Source organism: Weissella sp. ESL1139 (assembly GCF_058506735.1).
The window spans coordinates 366969-387699 of sequence record NZ_CP196375.1 but is presented as its reverse complement, the minus strand read 5'-3'; the positions used below and the strand labels follow the sequence as shown (position 1 = coordinate 387699).

Sequence of the window (20731 nt, the reverse complement as noted above, 5' to 3'; positions counted from 1 at the left end):
TAACTTGCAATGCAAATGATAGGTATCATTTTAAAAATTAATATTAAAGAAACTTCAATGACAATACTTTCAAATTATTTAATAAATTCTAGTAAGACGCTATTAAATTCATCAGGTGATTCAATGTGGGGCATATGGCCAACGTCTTTGAATTCATAAGTTGTCCCATAATGACCATTTGTTAATGATACACAACGATGACCATGTTCTGATGACCACATTGGTGACTGTGACCCAGTTAAAAATAATTGTGGTTTATTAATGCTCATCAAAACGTCACACCAATTTTGTGATAAATGATCAATTAATAAAGGTAAATTTCGTTCAAAATCGAATTGATGCACTTTATGCGCATCGGTTATATTTTGCCGAATCACTGGATTGACTATCTTTTTAGTCATTTGTACTTCTGTCACTGCTGATGCCTTAATTGATAGATTTTGCCAATCTAAATCCAAAGCACCAAAAGGCCAATTTGATGTATTAAGCGCTTGTGGAGATTGGTCTACGGTAACAACATGTGACACAGACCGACTGCCCCATAAAGATAAATATGCCCAAATGACACTAGCACCCATCGAGTGACCAACTAAGATAACATTTTCCAACTTTAAATAGGTCATTAAATTAGCTAAATCTTGTCCTAAGCGGGCGATTCGTAAGCCTTTAAATGTCTGCGCTGAAGCGCCGTGATTACGATGATCCATTGTAATCACTCGGTACCCGCTTGCTTCAAAAAATGTTTTTTGGTTGCACCATTCTTCTTTCACACCTGAATACCCAGCTAAAAATATAATGGGCTGACCATTCCCGCCACTGTCAGTATAAACAAGACTAATATCATCATTTGTTTTAAATTTCATTATAAAATACCTTCTAGTAACGCACAATAAATCGTTAAAATCAGTAAATCGGCGGAACCACCTAGACTCAGATTTTTTTCTATAAATAAACTATCTAGTTGTTCTAAATACAATTTCCCAGCTTCTGTTTGACTGCCACCAAGTGAAAAGAAAAAATCAACTTTTTCCTGTACCCAAGGTAATACTTCTACACTACCAGCTCGCTTAATTAAATTAGAATCCTCAGAGTTCTTAACAATAACCATTAGCGTGTTTAATAACCTTTGATTGCGAGTCCCAGTACTACGACGTAAATAAGGTAATGCAACATTGGTAATCGTCGGATAGCCCGCTGCGGCTTCTGATCTAATGCCACCTTTACCATAACGTAAAAATTGCTTTTCACCAGCCGTTAACTGCTTTTTAGTTGTTAAATTTTTAAAATCATCACTTAGCAAATGTGACAACATATTGGTAACGACTGCCATTAATTTATTTGTATCATATACCAACTTGTCACGTGCCAAAACACCAGTAGCTGCTACCAAAACACCTAACGAAAATATCGCCCCCTTATGGGTATTTACATTGTTGGTTGCTTTAAACATTTGCGTTTCGGCTTCAATGCCAAGGGGGCGGATTTGATTAAATAATTCCGAAAAATCATCACCAACAAAATTAATTGCTGCCATATAAACCGTATTAAAATAATTTGGTAAGGCCATGGCACTATCAATAAAAGTAAAAACATCCATATCTGAATGGGATCCAACACTTGCTGGATCAACTAATCCTGGCTTAGGTGTAACGGATACTTCATATAGTAATGACCGCAAGGCGACATTAATAACTTGCTGCTTATACATACTCATTTTCCTCAAAACATTCATCACATAATGCATTAATTGCCCTTTTCATAGTTTCAAGGTCATGCTTTTGTGATCGTGCGCAAACTTTTGCTGGTTGATTACAGACAAAACATTGTCGTGCTTCAAATCCTAGCTCAGTGCGTGAAAACTGGCGAACTTTATAATTACCACCCATCACATCAACATCAAACAAACGACCAGCCACAAAATCCGTTTCAAACTTAATTGCTTGACGCTTTACGACATTGATATCATCATTCACGACAATAAACCCCTCTGGGCCAGTGGGACGGTCAACATATAACATATCAACGAGTATCGTTTGCTCAACATAATAGTGCATTATTTTTTGCCAACCTGCTTTAAATAGTTCAAAAATTTTCTCATTATTCTTTATGTTACCTGGCATATTTAATTTAACTGCCAGAATAATTTTATTAGGGTACTTGGCTATTAACCTATGCTGTTGATCAGCACGCCATTCTTTATTATCTAATACGTCCAACAATGTTACTGGCATACCCGTATTAAAAATATCAATCATACTGTTAACCTCCTATCTAACTAAAAAAATATATGTATTAGAAAGTTGAGGCACCAGACAGCACCTCAACCACACTAATTAAAACAATTTTCTACTATTAATCTTTCACTTCTTTAACGACATCAATCAAGGAACCATCACGATATTCAATCATAGCGACAACACGATCAGTAAATTCTAATGGTTTTGGCTTACCAACAATTTGTTCAGCCTTTGCTTGCAATTCCTCAATTGTATAAACGGGTACACCTGGAATATTACCTAATGATTGCATCAAATCTTGACGCTTAGGATTAATTGCAATCCCTACTTCAGTTACAAGAACATCAATTGAATCTTCGGGTGTCACAACCGTTGTGACATCAGGCACGACAGTTGCAATCCGACCCCGAACTAATGGTGCTGAAATAATCGTTAACTTTGCTTTTGCGGCATCTTGATGACCACCAATCGCACCACGAATGACACCATCAGATCCAGACATAACATTAACATTAAACTTAGTATCAATTTCTAATGCTGATAAAATAACAACATCTAACTTATCGACCATAGCACCCTTATTGGCTGGATCAGCATACCAAGAAGCATCAATTTCTTGTTGATTCTTATTTAAATGCATTGATGAAGCGGCACCTTTATCGAAATCCTGCACATCCATTACGCGATCAACTAAACCTTCTTCAAGCAAATCAACTGTTGGCTTAGTAATCCCACCCAAAGCAAAGGAAGCTCTGATTTTATTATCAATCATTGCTTGTCGTAAGAAACGGGTAACAGCTAAGGCAGCACCTCCTGATCCAGTTTGGAATGAAAAACCATCCTTGAAATATTCAGAATGCGTAATGACTTGATTAACAGTTTTTGCAATTTTAAGCTCTTTCGGGTCCTTTGTGAAACGAGTAGCACCTGAACCAATCTTGTCTGCATTTCCTACTGCATCAATATTTACAACATAGTCAACTTGTGTTTGCTTAATAGCAGCTGGTGTATTCGGATAATCCTTCAAATTGTCTGTAATTAAAACAACCTTGTCCGCATACTGAGCATCCATCAAAGCGTATCCTAGTGAACCAAAAGCCGTTTCACCATCCATACCATTTGCATTTCCCATTTCATCAGCATTTGGTACACCCAAAAAGGCAACATCAATCTTAATTTCGCCAGATTCAATTGCTCGGGCACGATTACCATGTGAACGGAAAATAACTGGATTCTTTAAAGCACCATGTGAAACGGCATCCCCAAGAGAGCCACGCATTCCAGATGATGTAATGTTCGTGACAACGCCCTTTTCAATTGCTTCGACGACGATATCATTCATCACATTCGTCAAAGATGAAGGTGCCAAAGTTAAATCTTGATAACCATTATCGATAATGATCCGCATCACTTTGTTAAAAACATAATCACCTTCACGGAAGTGGTGATGGAATGAAATCGTCATCCCGTTCTTAACAGTTTGCTTAACAACTTGTTCTAGTGAATCAACAACTTTACTTTCAGTTGCCGTTGCATGAACTTTTGGTGCAACACGTTGAATGTCTGGATTACCAAAATCTGTTGTTTCAAAAGGCTTATAATTCAAGTCGCTCATTAATGCATCTGGCAACTCACGATTTACACTATTCTTCAATGTTATTTCCCTCCTCATCTACAAGGTGTGCTGCTTTGGCTAACTTCATCACACGTTCTGCACGCAATACAACAGGTCGATCTACCATTTGACCATTCATTGAAATAACACCTGACCCTTTAGCATGAGCTTCAGCAATTGCTGCAACTACATTTTGGGCATTTTCAATTTCTTTTTGGGTTGGCTGATAAACTTTATTAACCATTTCAATTTGACGAGGATTTACCAACGACTTACCGTCAAAACCAAGTTGATGAATCAACTCAGTTTCACGATAGAAGCCTTCTTCATCATCCATATCTGTAAAGACGGTATCAAATGCTGCAATCCCTGCAGCGCGTGCAGCATGGATAATCATATTGCGCGCAAATAGTAACTCTTGTCCATCAGGATAACGGTGGGTTTTCATATCAGTCGTATAATCTTCTGCTGATAGTGCAATCCCAATCATCCGCTTTGAACTTTCTGCAATTTCAGGCGCATTCAAAACACCTTTAGCTGACTCAATTGCAGCCATCAAATTAGTTGAACCAACTTCACGACCAAACTCTTTTTCAGCATCAGCTACCATTGCCTCAAGTTGTAGCATCATATTAGCTGACTCAACTTTAGGTAATCGAATAACATCAATACCAGCTTTAACCATGGCTTTAATATCATTTTCATAATATGGTGTATCCAAACCATTGATACGGACAACTAATTCCGCATCCCCATAATCAACCGTTTGCAAGGCTTCATACACTAGATAACGCGCAGCATCCTTTTCGCTCATTGATACAGCATCTTCCAAATCAAACATAATTGAATCAGCACCGTAAATACCCGCATCTTTAACCATTGCTGGGTTATTTCCTGGTACGAACATCATCGTACGACGCAAACGTTCTGCTTCTTGTGCCATTAGAGTACCTCCCATGCCGGTGAATCAACAATGTCTAATGCACGTTGGATAGCCGCAATTGCTCGTGCCTTGATGACCATATCAAGGGCACCTTTATCAACAATTTTGACATCTGCATTTTCAACATCATATTTATGCAACACATCAACAACAGTTTGACGAATTTGATCACCAAATTGCTTTTCAACATCTGATTCAACTTCAAATTGAATCCCAGAATCACCTTTAGATATCATGATTTGAACATCAGATGATTCCAATGTTCCGGCAACTGCCGTCTTTTTAATTTCCATGAATTTTTCGTCCTTCCTTTATACGGTCTTGTAGTAAGGCCACGTGCTCTTTAATAAAATCAAACGTTGTATCAGGCACCTTATCAGCAATACTTTGTATCTGATTAGTCTCGATTGCTGCTCGAACAGCTGTTGCTGAAATGACTTTCCCATCTTGCCCCTGTTTTCGAGGTACAATATTCACCACTATTTCACCATCTAGTTCACGTTGTAATGTGTGATTATAAATATTTGTCGTATGCGACAATGGTTCGCTCCCTAGATAGCGGCGTGTGATATTGAAATGAGGTGCTATATGATTTTTAAACAAGCGTGCATCTAAGGTTGTTTGATAATTAATAATGTCATCATCCGATTTAATAAAGTAGGCTGGAAAAGTCGCATAACTAACCATATAATCCCCCCCACTCACCACAATGACATTCAATAAATCAGCAACGCCTTCAGAAACTAATTTCAGCCGTTCAGTTGTTGTGAATAATGATGCGTCTTGATTGACAACGAAGACATACACATAGTCATTTTCTTTAGCAGCTTTTTCAATCAAATATCGATGTCCTAACGTAAATGGATTAGCATTCATCACAATGCCAGCCACTTTTTTATCAGCCAAATCCGTCATAATCGGTATATTAGATAAGTAGTCTGAAATATTTGGCCGTCCCTTTTCTAATAACACGCCTTGGTTAGTACCAACTAGCTTTTTAAAACCAACATATTCAAAACTTATTTGATAATGAGGCTTTGTAAAAACTAGCATATGATAAATGCCACGTTGGGCTAACCGATTAGTTAACTCAGTTAAAATTGCATTAAATCTAGCACCACCAGTCGCACCTTTATCACACACGGCAACATACTTAATGATGTGACCAGCAATTGATCCAGTGGCAACCAATTTATCACCATCGTAAATACCAATTGTTTCATCAATGGTTGCAGTTTCATTATCACTAAATCCCGTTATGCCACGATCAATTAAAAAGGTTTGCCATTTTTTCTTGACCGTCGGATTTGCTAAATATAAATCTTGAACCTGCATCAAATTGCCTCCTAGACTAACCTTTTATAAAAGTGTTTGTAACATCATAATTATTGGTACAACAATAATGAATAAGACCGATGATGAAACCACAATATTGGTTGCAAACTTAACATCTCCATGATATTCATTAGCCATAATTGGTAATACAGCCAACGTTGGGGTTGCTGATTGAATAATCAAAGTTTGTTGGAAAACTGTATTAAGTTGAATGCCAAATAAATGGCCACCCAACAAAATCAAAACAACCATAATGATAGGTGACAAAATGAAACGACCACCCAAACTCAAGATGACATGGCTATCGAACTTCATATTCTTCAAGCCAAAGTTACGTAGCATAATACCAATGTAAATCAATGATAATGGTGTTACTAAACTACCTAGTTCTGGCACAAAAGTCTGACTTAAAAAGGTTAATGATTCATACGCATGCTTTAATGGCTCGATATAAACAAATGGTAATGCTGCGATAAATCCATACAATGGCACTGGTAATAGATGAGATAAATCAAACTTGACTTTTTGACCATCAGCACCATTTGTTGGATCATCTTGAGCAATCACCCAAACACCAAGTGTCCAGACAATAATTGTATTAATAATATAGTAGACCAATAGATATGGCACTGAAGTTTGTCCAAATAGTGCTGTGTTCAATGGCATCCCAATAAATACGGTATTAGCACCATTAATAGCTTGGACCATCAAGCCACGACGTCCACGTGGTACTTTCAAGAATTTAACGACATAAGACGTTACAACATAACCAATTAAAATTGACAAAATAACATAAATTAATCCGGCAGCTAATTTTGATAGTTGCGAAGGATTAAATCGCTCTAACATTGCATTGAAAATCGAAACTGGTAAAGCAATCTTCATAATTAACTTTGATAATGAATCTGAAAATCCCTCTGAAAAATATCCTTTACCTTGTGCAAAATATCCAACCGCCATCAGTAAAATAATTGCTAATACTGATTGAATAGAATTCCAAAATACTCCCATGCTATTTTCACCTTCTACTTTAAATATTTAATTCATTTACTGACCGTTTTAATCTTTTGCATAAGCTAAAACGGCATTTGTGACCGATTCGACAACCCCATCATCGAAGACACCTGGAATGATACTTTCGGCGGTTGGCTCTTTGATCATATTTGCTAGTCCTTCAGCTACTTTAATTTGCAATGGCATATCTACTTTCTTCAAACCACTAGCTAGCAAACCTTTAAATAACCCTGGAAAAGCTAAAATATTATTAACTTGGTTTGGCCATTGTGATGATCCAGTTGCCACGACCGCCCCCGCTTGTTTAGCAATATCTGGATCAATTTCTGGTACAGGATTTGCTAAAGCAAAGACAATTGGCTTTGTAGCCATACGCTTCACTTGATTAGCTGACAATACGTTAGCATCAGATAGCCCGATAAAAACATCTTGCCCATCAATAACATCATCAAGTGTACTGCCAGGACTTTGTATGACTCGTGTGGCTAACTCACGTTGATACTTGTTACAACGTTCGTCATCGTTGTGAACCACCCCATTAATATCTACTAATGTAAGTTGTTTAATACCTGCAGTTAGTAAAATCTTTGCTGTAGCAACTCCTGAAGCACCAACACCGTTAATAACAATTTTTAGATCTTTCAATGACTTGCCAACATATTTAGCTGCATTAATTAAGCCAGCCATCACAACAATCGCCGTTCCGGTTTGATCATCATGATAGACGGGAATATCTAATGAATTGGCTAACTTTTCTTCAATCTCAAATACACGAGGTGCTGCAATGTCTTCCAAATGGATACCAGCAAACGACTTCGACATATTTTTCACCGTCTCAACAAAGTCATCAATAGGCACCTGATCTAAAGCCAATGGAATTGCATTAACATCAGCAAAGTCTTTGTACAATAAAGCCTTCCCTTCAATAATCGGTAACCCAGCTGATGGTCCAACATTGCCAAGTCCTAGTACAGCTGAGCCATCAGTTATAATGGCAACCAATTTACCACTCATCGTATATTTATTTTTTTGGGCTTCATCTTTCTCGATTAGTTTTGCCAAATCTGCAACACCTGGTGTATACGCCTCGCCAAGTTCAGCTCGATTAGTAACATCGAAGGCTGAATCAATGCCTAAGACACCGGTATGTTTTTCGTGCAATTTGAGCACCTTATTCATATCAACCACGATTTACACCTCTAATAATTCAATTTATAAAACCTAAAATTCGAACGTGCGCATGTTCATTTGTTAACATTTATAATTGTAACCCTAAATTTTAAAAAATAAAACACTATATTTTAAATAATTAAAATATAGTGCCGTTAATTTTTAAATTTTTAAACTAATATGCTACGCTACTTACTTTTTTGATATAAAAAAAGAGGTTGAGACAAATGAAAATGTTCCAACCTCTGATTGTTAAAATTATTTGAATTATGAGCCTGTAATTTTTATGGCATAAACGCGTTCACAAAAGCTGAACCCGCTTTTGTTCTCGCTCCCCCATACTTAACTCATTATTTGTGATTATCTTGATCTGCTAAAATACGATTAGCGACTGATTCTGTTGTAATTAAATCAGTAATTAACCCACCACGTAACGCTCCTAACGTCGCATTGGTTTTAAATTTACTTTTAACAATTGCAACCCGTCGTGGTGTCGCTAAAATATCAGCTAAACCAACACCAAATGTTTTGTCTGCTTCAATATTCAAGAAACGGCCATTGATATCATAAGGTCGACCATATAACATACCAACAATTTCATCAATATTGACACCTGGGAATATTTCATTAATTCCCTGGTGCCATGCTGGAATTGAATTAATGGAAGCCAATGTACCTAAACCCGTAAAAATGAGGTTCATGCGTTGCCCAGCCGAAAAAGTTTTACGCACCGAAATCTCATTTGCTAATCCTTGACGCACTTCATCATTAACAATATATAGTGGACCAACCATGGTTAAATAATTTGCCGCAAACTTATATGCAGCACGTTCAACCATCCGTGTCGTACCAGCTGAAGAATCATACTTCATATTTTCACCAATAAATTGTGTGAAAGTCACATTTTCCAAAACCTTACTTTGAAATTTTGATATGACTTCATAAATGGTACCACCCCAAGTCGTACCGACAATATCATTATTGTGAATTAATGATTGAATATGTTCTGCTGCAAAATTAATTGTATTTTGAATCGTGTCATTAGGATTTTCAGCAAATCGAATGACGTAAACATTCTTAATGTCGAAGGCTTTTTTTATTTCTTGTTCCAACTCGACATTACGTGTTGTTGGCATATTAATTTCTATTTTGACAATGCCGCTCTCACGTGCATCTGCTAACGATTTATTCACTAAATAACGGCTAATATTATACTTCTCGGATATTTCAGCAAGACTTAACTGAGAAATATAAAAATCTTGGGAAATATTAGCCAGAAAGTCTTTCCTGTCCATAGGTTCTCCTACTTATTCTTGTAATTTATTTACACTATAGCATATTTCAAAAAATTCAACACTTTTTAAATATTTTAAAAACAAAAATCAGACTCAGAAAAACTTGCTCTCATTGACCGTCATTAAAGCAATCCTAACCGCTTATAAATATCATCAACATGCTTTAAGTGCCAATGATAATCAAAAGCATCATCAATTTCAGCCTTAGATAGCTTAGATGTAATTGTTTCGTCTGCATCAACTAAATCACGGAATTGCAATTGCTTATCCCATGACTGGGCTGTTAATGGTTGCACTGTATCATAAGCTGCTTCACGTGATAAACCAGCATCCACTAACTTAAGCAATAAGCGTTGTGAATAAATCAAACCATATGTTCGCGTCATATTACGCTTCATGGTTTCTGGGAAGACTTGCAAGTTACTCAAGATATTTGTCATCCGATGCAACATATAATCAACAACCGTTGTGCCATCCACTAAAGTAATTCGTTCAGCACTGGAATGTGAAATATCACGTTCATGCCATAATGTCACATCTTCCAACGCTGTTACTGAGTAACCACGCAATACACGTGACAAGCCAACAATATTTTCTGATCCAATTGGATTACGTTTGTGAGGCATTGCTGATGATCCCTTTTGGCCACCACGGAATCCTTCTTCAACTTCATGAATTTCAGAACGTTGCAAACTACGAATTTCAGTTGCGATTTCTTCTAGATTTGAACCAATAATAGCAATGGTCGTCATATAATCAGCATGCAAATCACGTGGCAAAATTTGTGAACCAATTGGTTGAGCTGTTAAGCCTAATTCTTTCATAGCAACTTCTTCAACTTTTGGTGGAATATTAGCAAAAGTTCCAACCGCACCTGATAGCTTACCAGTTTCAATTGCATCTGCGACATGATCAAATCGTTCAATATTACGCACAGTTGCTTGATAGAAGCGGGCCATTTTTAGCCCGAAAGTCGTTGGCTCGGCGTGAACACCATGTGTACGACCCATCATAACCGTATCTTTATACTTTAAAGCTAAATCAGCTAAAGTTTGCTTTAATGTTTGCAAATCTTCTTTAATAACTTGATTTGCTTGACGTAAACGTAATGCTTGGGCAGTATCAACAACATCGGTTGATGTTAGGCCATAATGAATCCACTTACGTTCGTCCCCTAATGACTCAGAAACGTTACGTGTAAAGGCAACCACATCATGGCGCGTCGATTTTTCAATCTCAGCAATGCGATCAACATCAAATTTAGCATTCTTACGAATAGCGACTAAATCTTCAGCTGGTACATGACCTACAGCAACCCAACCTGCAGTTGCGGCAATTTCAACATCTAACCATGATTGGTATTGATTTTCAAGCGACCAAATACGTCCCATTTCTGGACGTGTATAACGATCAATCATCTTATTTATATCCCCTTATCATCTTTCGAAAATACGAACAAATTGTTACATATATCAACTATTGTATCGTAAATGCGAAGTATTTTCAGCCATTTTGACAAATAAAAACAGAGCGCGAGCAAAGACGCTTTGGTGATTAACCAAAAAAATGAGGTTGGAACAAAGATGTTCCAACCTCATTTACTATTAACTACTTATCTTCTGATGTGCTTTCGCTACTTGATGAACCATTATCACTTGATGATGACTCATCTGAGCTTGATGACTCACTTGAGCTTGACTTTTCAGAACTTGATTCCTTAGAACTTGATGATTCAGGTTCAGTAGATGAGCTCTTAGCTGTCTTAGCAGTTGCGGCTGCTTGCGTATATGTTGACAAAACATTTTGCAATGTTGAATCCTTAATATTAACGTCAGCCTTACCTAGTTCTTCACCAACAATAGCTTGTACTTCATTAGTATCAGACATTGTTTGTTCAACCAAGATACTCTTCATCTTTGGCTTCATTGACTTGAATGGCTTCTTCTTGTCTTGTGAATCCTTCTTGATAATGAAGTAACCTTGTGATGATTGTGATTGAACTGGTGTCTTAGTGTATTCACCCTTCTTCAACTTAAAGGCTGCTGTCTTGAAATCATCTTCCAAGTTAGCATCAGTTGAATCAAAGGCCTTCATCTTACCACCATTTTTCTTGGTGTTCGTATCAATTGACTTGTCCTTAGCAATCTTTGCAAAATCGCCACCCTTATCCAAATCAGAGATAACCTTCTTAGCATCGTCTTCTGATTGCGTTAAGATAACAGAAACATTCGTCTTAGGCTCGTAATCCTTATAAGCATCACGTAATTGCTTATTTGAATAATTCTTATCAGCAATCACAGCTTGCTTCTCCAATGCTTGGATTTCCAATGATTGTCTGAAGCTGTCTTCATCCATACCATTTTGTTGCAAAGCTTGTGAGAATTGTGCACCATATTGCTTTTTAGCATCTTTGTATTGGCTATCAATTGTCTTCTTAGAAACCTTGTCACCATACTTATCATCCAAAACTTTTTGAATAATCATATTGGCTAATTCTTGTTGCCCTGCTGGTGACTTCTTTAGATTTTTATAGTAATCAGCTTGTGAAACATTACCTGAATTGGTCGTCACAAGTGCCTTGGGACCAATTCCCCAGGCTGCTAGTCCAACTGCCACAGCAATTACGACTAACACACCTACTACTTTTTTCCACATGGGATAGTGCCTTCTTTCTTAAATTTAATAATACAACTTGTCTAGTTTATCATATAAATACATTAGATACTTAAATTAAATGATAAGTAGCCCCAATTGCATAGCGGCCATTGTCTAATGTTTGATAAATTTCCATATGTTCTTCGAAATCTGCATGCCAATAAGTTAATTGTGCTTTGGGCATCCGCCACTTGAATGATTGTAATTGCGCTAAGAATTGTTGTTCGGCATGTGTTTGTCGATTTAACATATAACGCACAACCAAACGCATCCAGTCAATCCCCGTCACTTTATCCAAAAAAGCAACCATTGTAAACGGCATTGGCCGAACAACCATTAATGGCGTTTCATTAAGACTATCATCGGAACTACCCTCTTTTTTGATAATCATTTGGTACAACCCAGGCGTTTCTGAATTCATTTGAGGACGTGGAATTTGGTTCCAACGTTCTTCAATCATCTCAGATTGATCTAGCGTAATGCCTTCATTACTTTGATTACTAATGCCAATCAAATAAATTGTTTGGCCATCATAAAAGTAATTCACAATCGTATGTGAGCCATCATCAGAAATACTACTTGGTAAATACTTTTCTTTTGCAATCACTTGTACGTTGATGCCATTACGACGCAAACTGTTGATTAACTTAATACGATTACCCGGCACAAAGACCTGCGTTGGTTGCTCAATTTCAATGACATTCATCACATCAGATATCTCTAATGGCTCATAATACTTTTTGTTTCCTAATTTAGGCATAAACATCAAGTCAGTTGGACTATTATTCATTAACACAGTTGGAATACCTTGCGCTTGTAACTCAGCAACGACCATTGCCATTACATAGGAAGCTGCAGCACCATCCCCAAGACGGAAGCCACCAGCACCAATCACGAGCGCCGTATGCGTACCCAAACGTGTACTTTCATTTTCTGATTCAAAAGTCGAATAATATTGATTAGCTGATTCTTCAAATTCACCAGCTGACGGTTCAAATGCCTTATAAGTTGGCAAAATACCATTATCCCAGCGATAACGACGAACTTCTTCATATTTTGAATCCCACAAACGGGCAATTAGCCCATCAGAAAGACCATAATATTTCGCCAATTTAACGACTGGCATTTGCCAAGGCGTTGTTTTAACCGTTTCTTCCAGTTTATTAATCTGCTTTAATTTATAGAAATAAAAAGCATTTATTTTAGTCATTTCGGCTAATTCATCAACTGTGTAACCACGTCTTAATGCTTCTAAGAGCACAAAAATACGGTTGTCACGGGGATGAATAAGTTGCTCAATAATTTCATTATCAGTCAAAGCGCTCATAATAGTTGGTGAAAAATTACGATTATTAAAGTGAGCAGCACGAATCGCCTTTTCCAGCGCTTCTTCAACACTACGTCCCACTCCAATTGTCGTACCAACAGACTTTTGGACAGTGTTTAACCGGTGTTCAGTTTTAACACCGTTAGATTCAAACTCACCGAAAGAAAAAATAGGAAAACGAATCACAATGTGATCCATGGTTGGTTCTAATAACGCTGTATGATTAGCACCGATAACTGGTGTTTGCACGTCTTCAAGATTTTCACCCAAAAGTAAGCGCGTCGCAACTGGCACTAATGGATAACCCGTTGCCGCCACTAACAAAGCAGCCGTACGATCAAAGTAAGGTGTGACTCGTGTAATCACAAAGTCATCTTCTTTAGGATCCACCGCAAAACGGACTTCTAACATCCCAACCACATCAAAACCACGAATGACTTTAAAAGCTGTGGCACGTAATTTTTGATATACCGGATCAGGCAAAGTCTGAATTGGTGTGACCGCGATTGAATCAGCAGAATGAATACCGACTGGATCCAAGTCTTCAACACCACCAATTAGAATAGCTGTATCCCGCTTATCACGAAGAACCAGCATTGAAATTTCTTGATAACCACGAATACTTTTATCGATATTAACTTGATGAGTAATTGAACGATTAAGTGCCGTTTGGACGTTATCTTCAACATCATCCATGTCAGTTACTTGTAGACGCAATGTTTGACCCATTGGTGCTACTGGTCGAATCACAATAGGCAATTCAAAGTCTCTAACCGCATCGAATGCCTCACTAATATTACTTGCTAACCGTGATTGAACAGTTGGAATATCTAATTGCATTAGCCGTTCATGCAAATATTTTGTGTTTTGCGTGGCTTGCATGACTGGTAATGACAGCCCCAAGACCCTGGGCGCACCATTTCCCATTAATTTCAAAATATCTGCACCTAAGCGCGTTGCGGTGGAACCACCAACTGACGTCACCATAGCTGTAATGTGCTCTTGATCAATCACCTTCATTAAATTATCAACGGTTAATGACTTTTCAATCACTTGGATATCATGACGGCTATTCGTAAATGCGTATGGATTATCATCCACAACAACAACTTCATGACCGTATTTTTTAATGACATCGGCAACTTGATAAGCTGCCACATCACCTTCAGTCTCACGGCCGAAATCGTTAGCGGAACCACCAATAATTAAGACTCGTTCAGTCATAGCTTGCCACCTCCTCGTCGTGCCATCACCATTTCCATAAATTCTTCAAATGCTTGTGTTTCTTCTAAAGGACCTGGTGCCGCATCCGGGAAAAATTGCACACTAAATGCCGGGTAATCACGGTGACGTAACCCTTGAATTTGATTATCTGTAATATCAATATGCGTGATAAACAAAGGTGTGTCTTTAATGGATGCCTGATCAACATAATATGCTTGACCCTGAGTAGCAAATATAATGTCTTTCGTAATTTGCTCACGGATGGGATGATTCATCCCATGATGAGCAGATGATAATTCAATCACTTGGGCACCATTCGCCAGTGCAAATAATTCATGACCTAAGCCGATACCAAACAAAGGCACCCGCTTTTCAAACTCACGAATAATTTCTAAGGCGGTATCAGGTACCTGATTTGGATCACCTGGTCCTGATGAAATGACAATCCCATCTGGATCTAAATTAGTCACTTCTTCAATCGTTGCTGAATATGGTAGCACCGTTACGTTAGCATCAAAATCACTTAACATACGTAAAATACCACTCTTCAAGCCAAAATCAATGACCACAACATTGGCACCACGACCAGGATTAGCATACGCTTTAGGCGTTGAAATCTGGGCAACTTGTTGATTCGTCAAAACCATTGCCCGTAACTGATCAAAGGCATGATCATCAGGTTCATCAACAATTGAAGCTTTTTGAATACCAGTTTCACGTAAATGCCGAGTTAAAGCACGTGTATCGATTTGTGAAATTCCTGGCACATTATGTCGTTTTAAATAATCGTTTAAACTAAGTGTTCGCAAACGATTCGTTGATATTTCAGCTATTTCACGAACGACGACCCCTTTTACGGTTGGCACGATGGCTTCATCAGCATAATGATTAATACCAGCAGCACCAATTGTAGGCGTCGTAAACATGACGATTTGGTTATAATAAATGGGATTTGTAATGATTTCTTGATACCCGGTCATAGCTGTATTAAATACTAATTCCCCAAAAGTAGTTGCTGGCGCCCCAAAAGCCTCACCAGCATACACAGTACCATCTTGTAAAATTAAATAACGTGTTGTCATGACGTTGGTATCATTTAGCACAAATTAGCACTAAACAATTCCTCCTTCCCAATTGACGATCACAAACTACTGGATTTCAATCCCATCGGCACCGTCAAATTCCTTCATTTTTACTCGAATACTTTCAGAAGTTGCTGTTGGAATATTTTTGCCAACAAAATCTGCTCTAATTGGTAACTCACGATGACCACGGTCAACTAGGACTGCCAAATTAACACTAGCTGGACGGCCATTTTCCATAATGGCATCTAAGGCGGCGCGAATTGTACGACCCGTAAACAAAACATCATCAACTAAGATAATCCGTTTGTTATCAATATTTTCGTTGAAGGTAATTTTTTCACCAGATTCTTGGCTACCATCATCACGATAATGCGTAATATCCAATGGAATTACTGGAATTGTTGCATTTTCCAACTGGTGTAAACGTTGGGCAATACGTTCAGCGATAAACACACCACGCGTTTTAATACCAACAATTGCTAAATTAGCGACACCTTTGTTTTTTTCGATAATTTCATAAGTAATTCTTGTAAGTGCACGTTGCATTGCCATTGCATCAACAATTTCTTTTGCCATAATCTATCCCTTTTTCTCTTTTAATTTACGTCCTATAAAAAAGGAGACCCTACTCTCTTAATATAAAAGGGTAACGTCTCGTTCGCTTTATTATACGTTGCCTTCTAGTAATCTCACAGAATTACCTTAAGAATTCAATTATTATATTGTTTATTTTATCATGTTCAAAAATATTTGCGAACATTCTACTTAACTATTCAGCATATGGCTGTAATTGAGCCAGCATTTGTTCAAAATATTCAGGCAAAGGTGCCTCAAATTGTAAGTCTTCATGTGTTGTTGGTTGCGTTAAACCTAATGTAGCTGCATGTAAATACTGACCATTACCAGACAATGTTTTCTTTGGTCCATATAATGGATCACCAGCAACTGGATGACCAATATAAGCCATGTGCACACGAATTTGGTGCGTTCGACCAGTCTCTAACGTTACTCGTAATAATGTATAACCAACATAGCGTCGTACCACTTCAAAGTGGGTCACTGCATCACGGCCACCAGCAATAACTGCTTGCTTTTTACGATCTGATTTTGAACGACCAAGCGGTGCATTAATCGTCCCTTTGTTTTCAGTAAATTCACCATGCACCAATGCATAATACTGACGTAAATTCTTTTTAGCTTTTAAATCAGCTGATAATGCCTCATGTGCATAATCATTTTTAGCGACCATTAAAAGTCCTGAAGTATCTTTATCAATACGATGCACAATCCCTGGCCGAATCACACCATTAATTGTTGATAATTTAGTATGATACATCAAGGCATTCACTAATGTACCGTCTGGATGTCCTGCAGCTGGATGAACGACCATCCCCTGCGGCTTGTTCACAACCAATAAATCATCATCTTCATAGATAATATCTAACGGAATATTTTCTGGTTTAACATCCAACACAACGGGTTCTGGCACAGTAAAGGTGATAACATCCCCTTCGTGCACTTTATATTTGGCTTTCTTGATTGCACCATTAACTTGGAGAACACCTTCATCAATCCATTTAGAGATTTGTGTTCGTGTGTAATCGGTAAATTCATCCGCTACCACTTTATCTAAACGACCGGTTTGTTCATCAATCATCAATGTTTCTTCAGTCATTTACTTACCTTTAATTTCCTTTTGTATTTGGTTTAAAAACTTTTTATTCATCCAATAACTGTAGCGTTCGCCCTCATAGCTAAACATAATCGTACGCTTTGTAAATTGCACATGTTGCATTTCATTAAACCGAATTTTATCAGTATGCACACCAAACATTGGCATAATCCAAAGGGCATCATTTTCTAACATGACCCGGCGTCTAAAATAAGTTAATAAAGCAACCACAAAAAAAATAATTGCTGCGACAATTGTCCAAATATTTAAATGGGTTATTTCTAATTGCATCACAATTGCAAACATTGCAATCATTAGAATCCAAATCCAGTTAACCCAACCTAATAATCCGGCTGGTTGATAATAGCCTTTCATTCTTAAATCCTTTCTGATTTGTTTAATATGACCAAATCATCTCAGAATGTCTCTGCCTTTTAGTATAATAAACTTGGAGGTACTTGTCATGTTAATCAAAATATATTCTGATGCAGCCACTCAAGGTAACCCTGGCCGTAGCGGAGCCGGCTTAGTTATCCTATATAATGGTCAACAAATTCAAAAACATCAGTACCTAGGTATCATGTCAAATCATGAAGCAGAATTTGCTGCTGCCATCTGGGCTTTTAAAGAATTGGCAAACATTGCCAAACCCACCGATACCGTCATGTATTATTCAGACTCAAAAATCGTGATTGATAGCATCAAAAAACGTTATGCTAAGCATTTCAGTGAGCAAATAACCCAGTTACTAACCTACCAGGATCGTTATCAATTATTCATCGCCAATTGGCTGCCTGAAAAGCAAAATAATGGTGCTCATCAATTAGCATGGCAAGCTATTCATCATGCTTAATTTGACCAATACCGGTCCAAGCACTAATTAATGAACATACTGGTGATAACAAAGCAAAAAATGTAAATGGTGCAAAGGTTGTTACTGACACACCAAGTGTCTGGGCAGCAAAACTACCGGCAACACCCCATGGTACTAAGTAATTAATCACTGTTCCAGAATCTTCTAATGAACGGCCGAGTGTTAAGGGACTAATTTTTAAACGTTTAAAACTTTCTTGCCATAATTGACCGGGCAAAATTGTTGATAAGTATTGTTCGCCAATTAAAAAGTTCGCTGAAATTCCGGTAATAATGGTACCAGTTATGACTCCTGCACGAGTTTTAATTCGTCTAACTAAGGGCGTCATAAAGGCATTTAAAATACCTTGCTCAGTGAGTAATCCACCTAATGCTAAGGCCAGCATAATAATGATAACTGTCGGCATCATTGATAACATGCCACCACGATTCAATAAATTCGCTAACATTTCATTTTTAATATTTGTGGTTGAACCATTCAAAATAACATCAGAAAATTGTTGCACAGAATGGTTAAACATAAACATAATGCCAGTAAAAGCAATATTGACAAGTAATGTTGGAATCGCTGGGACGTGGCGCCAAGCCATAATGAACAATAAGATTAATGGTAAAATTGACCACCAGTTTGGTGATAACAAAGATGCTAAATGTTGTAATTCATTAACATTGCTGGTAGCTGACATTTTTTGACTTAAAAATATAAAAATTAACAATGACCCTAACAAAGCTGGAATTGTGGTCCACATCAAATTTTTAATATGAGCGAACAAATCGGTTCCAGCAATCGATGATGCTAAATTCGTTGAATCAGATAATGGTGAACTCTTATCACCAAAAATAGCCCCTGACAATAACGCACCAGCGACAACACCGGGATCAAAACCAATTGCTGTACCAACGCCCATTAAAGCAACACCAACCGTTGCTAGTGTTGTAAATGCGGACCCAATCATAGTTCCCATAATAGCCATAATCAAAACAGCACTAGGTAAAAACCATTCAACGTTTGCTAAACGTAATCCAGCCCACAATAATGTTGGAATAGTATTTGTTTCCATCCAAAGGCCAATTAGCATTCCAATTAGTAAAAACAAAAATAATGGTGCTAAAGCTTTTTCAATTCCTTTTAGTAATTGACTTTGAATCGTTTGCCATGTTGTATGCCGTAGTTTCGCGTATAGCATAACTAAAATAATGCTGACAACTAATGGTACATTTGGTGACAAACCAAAGCCTAAAATACCGCCACTAAAAACGATAATGACCATGATTAATACAATCATACTTTGCTTAAATGTTACTGATTTATTCATTTTTCTTCTCCTTAATAATTAACAATGTGTCATTAGAATAGGAAAGAAGATATCGGCTAAGACCACCAGTATGATTTATTTGCTCTAATACCCCAATGTTTTACTCCTTTCGACAATAAAAAAGTCCCAGTGACAAATCATTTGACTCATCACTGGGACGAAAAGCTTCCGCGGTACCACCCAAAAATTAGTTAGTACGCAAAAACTAACTCTCTTTAAAATATTTATGATGTTTAAATAATTCAATCATTCCACCTGCGCTACTCACAGCTACCGTAGCTTCTCTGACATACAATGAAATGTTCTACTCATAAAGGCCATTGTACGCATCAAAAACGGGACTGTCAACAACTTATTATGATGTAACTTTGTCCCCTCTTACAACCTTCTTTTGTCAATTTGTGATACTATTTTAATAGGCGGGTGTTGTAAACTCGCTTGACGCTCTCGACAATGATGAAAGGAAGTACATAATAATGCCAGTTACTACGATTACCTTTGTAAATGGTGAGAAATTAACACTCAGCGAACACAGTATGGTTTACTTTGTGGGTCCATTCTATACAGTAGAGTCTGAATCCGCAGATGCAGAACCATTTGTCCCTGAAGAAGTACATAGTTTTGGCCCCGTTGAATTTGGCGATTATGATAACAAATTAGGTTTAGCGCCTGATTTAGTTAATTACCTTCACAATAGTGACTACTTCTACTTAGAGCAAGATCCAAATACTTTATATAGTACAAGTACAATTTTCAAAATTGAAAGCAGCTTAGACGTCAGCTAAATTGATTATAAACATGTCATGTTTTAAATAAATAATATTCCCCACGAATTGAAGTAAGGTTCAATTTGTGGGGATTTTTTATGGAATGTTTAGAATGAAATTGATTGCCTACATTTTCTTGGAATATTTTTAATATATTTTAAGTCTTAAAAGATATATAATCAATTATAGGTGAGTCATGAACC

Annotated in this window: 20 protein-coding genes; 2 read left to right on the top strand and 18 right to left on the bottom strand. The window is 37.4% G+C overall.

Annotation, left to right across the window (positions count from 1 at the left end):
• Nucleotides 1-74: 74 nt before the first annotated feature.
• The 17 genes from ACSYSF_RS01840 to ACSYSF_RS01760 all read right to left on the bottom strand — a co-directional run bounded on the left by ACSYSF_RS01840 (nt 75) and on the right by ACSYSF_RS01760 (nt 17947).
• Entirely contained in the window at nt 75-863 is a 789-nt protein-coding gene (locus tag ACSYSF_RS01840; protein ID WP_489868026.1) for an alpha/beta fold hydrolase, read from the bottom strand.
• A complete protein-coding gene (gene citG / locus ACSYSF_RS01835) occupies nt 863-1708 on the bottom strand; it encodes a triphosphoribosyl-dephospho-CoA synthase CitG (protein WP_489868283.1) in 846 nt (281 codons plus the stop codon). The genes ACSYSF_RS01840 and citG overlap by 1 nt, the downstream gene beginning before the upstream one ends.
• On the bottom strand, nt 1701-2255 hold the full coding sequence (gene citX, locus ACSYSF_RS01830) for a citrate lyase holo-[acyl-carrier protein] synthase (RefSeq protein WP_489868025.1): 555 nt from the start codon (nt 2253-2255) through the stop codon (nt 1701-1703). Before citX ends, citG begins: the two co-directional genes overlap by 8 nt.
• A 97-nt stretch (nt 2256-2352) precedes the next feature.
• Nucleotides 2353-3891: a citrate lyase subunit alpha gene (gene citF / locus ACSYSF_RS01825; RefSeq protein WP_489868024.1), complete on the bottom strand. Its 1539-nt coding sequence runs from the start codon at nt 3889-3891 to the stop codon at nt 2353-2355.
• Nucleotides 3881-4795: a citrate (pro-3S)-lyase subunit beta gene (gene citE, locus ACSYSF_RS01820; protein ID WP_489868023.1), complete on the bottom strand. Its 915-nt coding sequence runs from the start codon at nt 4793-4795 to the stop codon at nt 3881-3883. Before citE ends, citF begins: the two co-directional genes overlap by 11 nt.
• Nucleotides 4795-5088 carry a citrate lyase acyl carrier protein gene (citD, locus tag ACSYSF_RS01815; protein ID WP_489868022.1) on the bottom strand — a complete coding sequence of 98 codons (294 nt, stop codon included), beginning with the start codon at nt 5086-5088 and terminating at the stop codon, nt 4795-4797. The genes citE and citD overlap by 1 nt, the downstream gene beginning before the upstream one ends.
• Entirely contained in the window at nt 5078-6130 is a 1053-nt protein-coding gene (citC, locus tag ACSYSF_RS01810) for a [citrate (pro-3S)-lyase] ligase (RefSeq protein WP_489868021.1), read from the bottom strand. The genes citD and citC overlap by 11 nt, the downstream gene beginning before the upstream one ends.
• A 24-nt stretch (nt 6131-6154) precedes the next feature.
• The gene (locus ACSYSF_RS01805; protein ID WP_489868020.1) at nt 6155-7141 is read right to left on the bottom strand and encodes an AEC family transporter; all 987 of its coding nucleotides are present in this window, start codon (nt 7139-7141) and stop codon (nt 6155-6157) included.
• Nucleotides 7142-7189: 48 nt separating this feature from the next.
• Nucleotides 7190-8323 (bottom strand): NAD(P)-dependent malic enzyme, encoded by a 1134-nt coding sequence (locus ACSYSF_RS01800; RefSeq protein ID WP_489868282.1) that lies wholly within the window; start codon nt 8321-8323, stop codon nt 7190-7192.
• A gap of 341 nt (nt 8324-8664) precedes the next feature.
• A complete protein-coding gene (locus ACSYSF_RS01795; protein WP_489868019.1) occupies nt 8665-9609 on the bottom strand; it encodes a sugar-binding transcriptional regulator in 945 nt (314 codons plus the stop codon).
• A gap of 122 nt (nt 9610-9731) precedes the next feature.
• On the bottom strand, nt 9732-11027 hold the full coding sequence (gene purB, locus ACSYSF_RS01790) for an adenylosuccinate lyase (protein WP_489868018.1): 1296 nt from the start codon (nt 11025-11027) through the stop codon (nt 9732-9734).
• Nucleotides 11028-11217: 190 nt separating this feature from the next.
• Entirely contained in the window at nt 11218-12264 is a 1047-nt protein-coding gene (locus ACSYSF_RS01785) for a peptidylprolyl isomerase (RefSeq protein WP_489868017.1), read from the bottom strand.
• A gap of 70 nt (nt 12265-12334) precedes the next feature.
• Nucleotides 12335-14815, bottom strand: coding sequence for an ATP-binding protein (locus ACSYSF_RS01780; RefSeq protein WP_489868016.1), 2481 nt, complete (start codon nt 14813-14815; stop codon nt 12335-12337).
• Nucleotides 14812-15897, bottom strand: coding sequence for a carbamoyl phosphate synthase small subunit (locus ACSYSF_RS01775; protein WP_489868015.1), 1086 nt, complete (start codon nt 15895-15897; stop codon nt 14812-14814). Before ACSYSF_RS01775 ends, ACSYSF_RS01780 begins: the two co-directional genes overlap by 4 nt.
• A 66-nt stretch (nt 15898-15963) precedes the next feature.
• The gene (gene pyrR, locus ACSYSF_RS01770; RefSeq protein WP_489868014.1) at nt 15964-16476 is read right to left on the bottom strand and encodes a bifunctional pyr operon transcriptional regulator/uracil phosphoribosyltransferase PyrR; all 513 of its coding nucleotides are present in this window, start codon (nt 16474-16476) and stop codon (nt 15964-15966) included.
• A 193-nt stretch (nt 16477-16669) separates the two neighbouring features.
• Nucleotides 16670-17575 (bottom strand): RluA family pseudouridine synthase, encoded by a 906-nt coding sequence (locus tag ACSYSF_RS01765; protein WP_489868013.1) that lies wholly within the window; start codon nt 17573-17575, stop codon nt 16670-16672.
• The gene (locus tag ACSYSF_RS01760) at nt 17576-17947 is read right to left on the bottom strand and encodes an EbsA family protein (protein ID WP_489868012.1); all 372 of its coding nucleotides are present in this window, start codon (nt 17945-17947) and stop codon (nt 17576-17578) included.
• Between the two features lie 88 nt (nt 17948-18035).
• Here ACSYSF_RS01760 and ACSYSF_RS01755 point away from each other — a divergent pair, with 88 nt between their 5' ends.
• Nucleotides 18036-18425 carry a ribonuclease HI family protein gene (locus ACSYSF_RS01755; protein ID WP_489868011.1) on the top strand — a complete coding sequence of 130 codons (390 nt, stop codon included), beginning with the start codon at nt 18036-18038 and terminating at the stop codon, nt 18423-18425.
• Here ACSYSF_RS01755 and ACSYSF_RS01750 read toward each other — a convergent pair.
• A complete protein-coding gene (locus ACSYSF_RS01750) occupies nt 18409-19761 on the bottom strand; it encodes a Na+/H+ antiporter NhaC family protein (RefSeq protein ID WP_489868010.1) in 1353 nt (450 codons plus the stop codon). The genes ACSYSF_RS01755 and ACSYSF_RS01750 overlap by 17 nt on opposite strands.
• A 476-nt stretch (nt 19762-20237) precedes the next feature.
• Between ACSYSF_RS01750 and ACSYSF_RS01745 the strand changes: the two genes are divergently transcribed.
• Complete coding sequence (locus tag ACSYSF_RS01745) at nt 20238-20546, top strand: hypothetical protein (RefSeq protein ID WP_489868009.1); 309 nt, start codon at nt 20238-20240, stop codon at nt 20544-20546.
• Nucleotides 20547-20731: the final 185 nt, after the last annotated feature.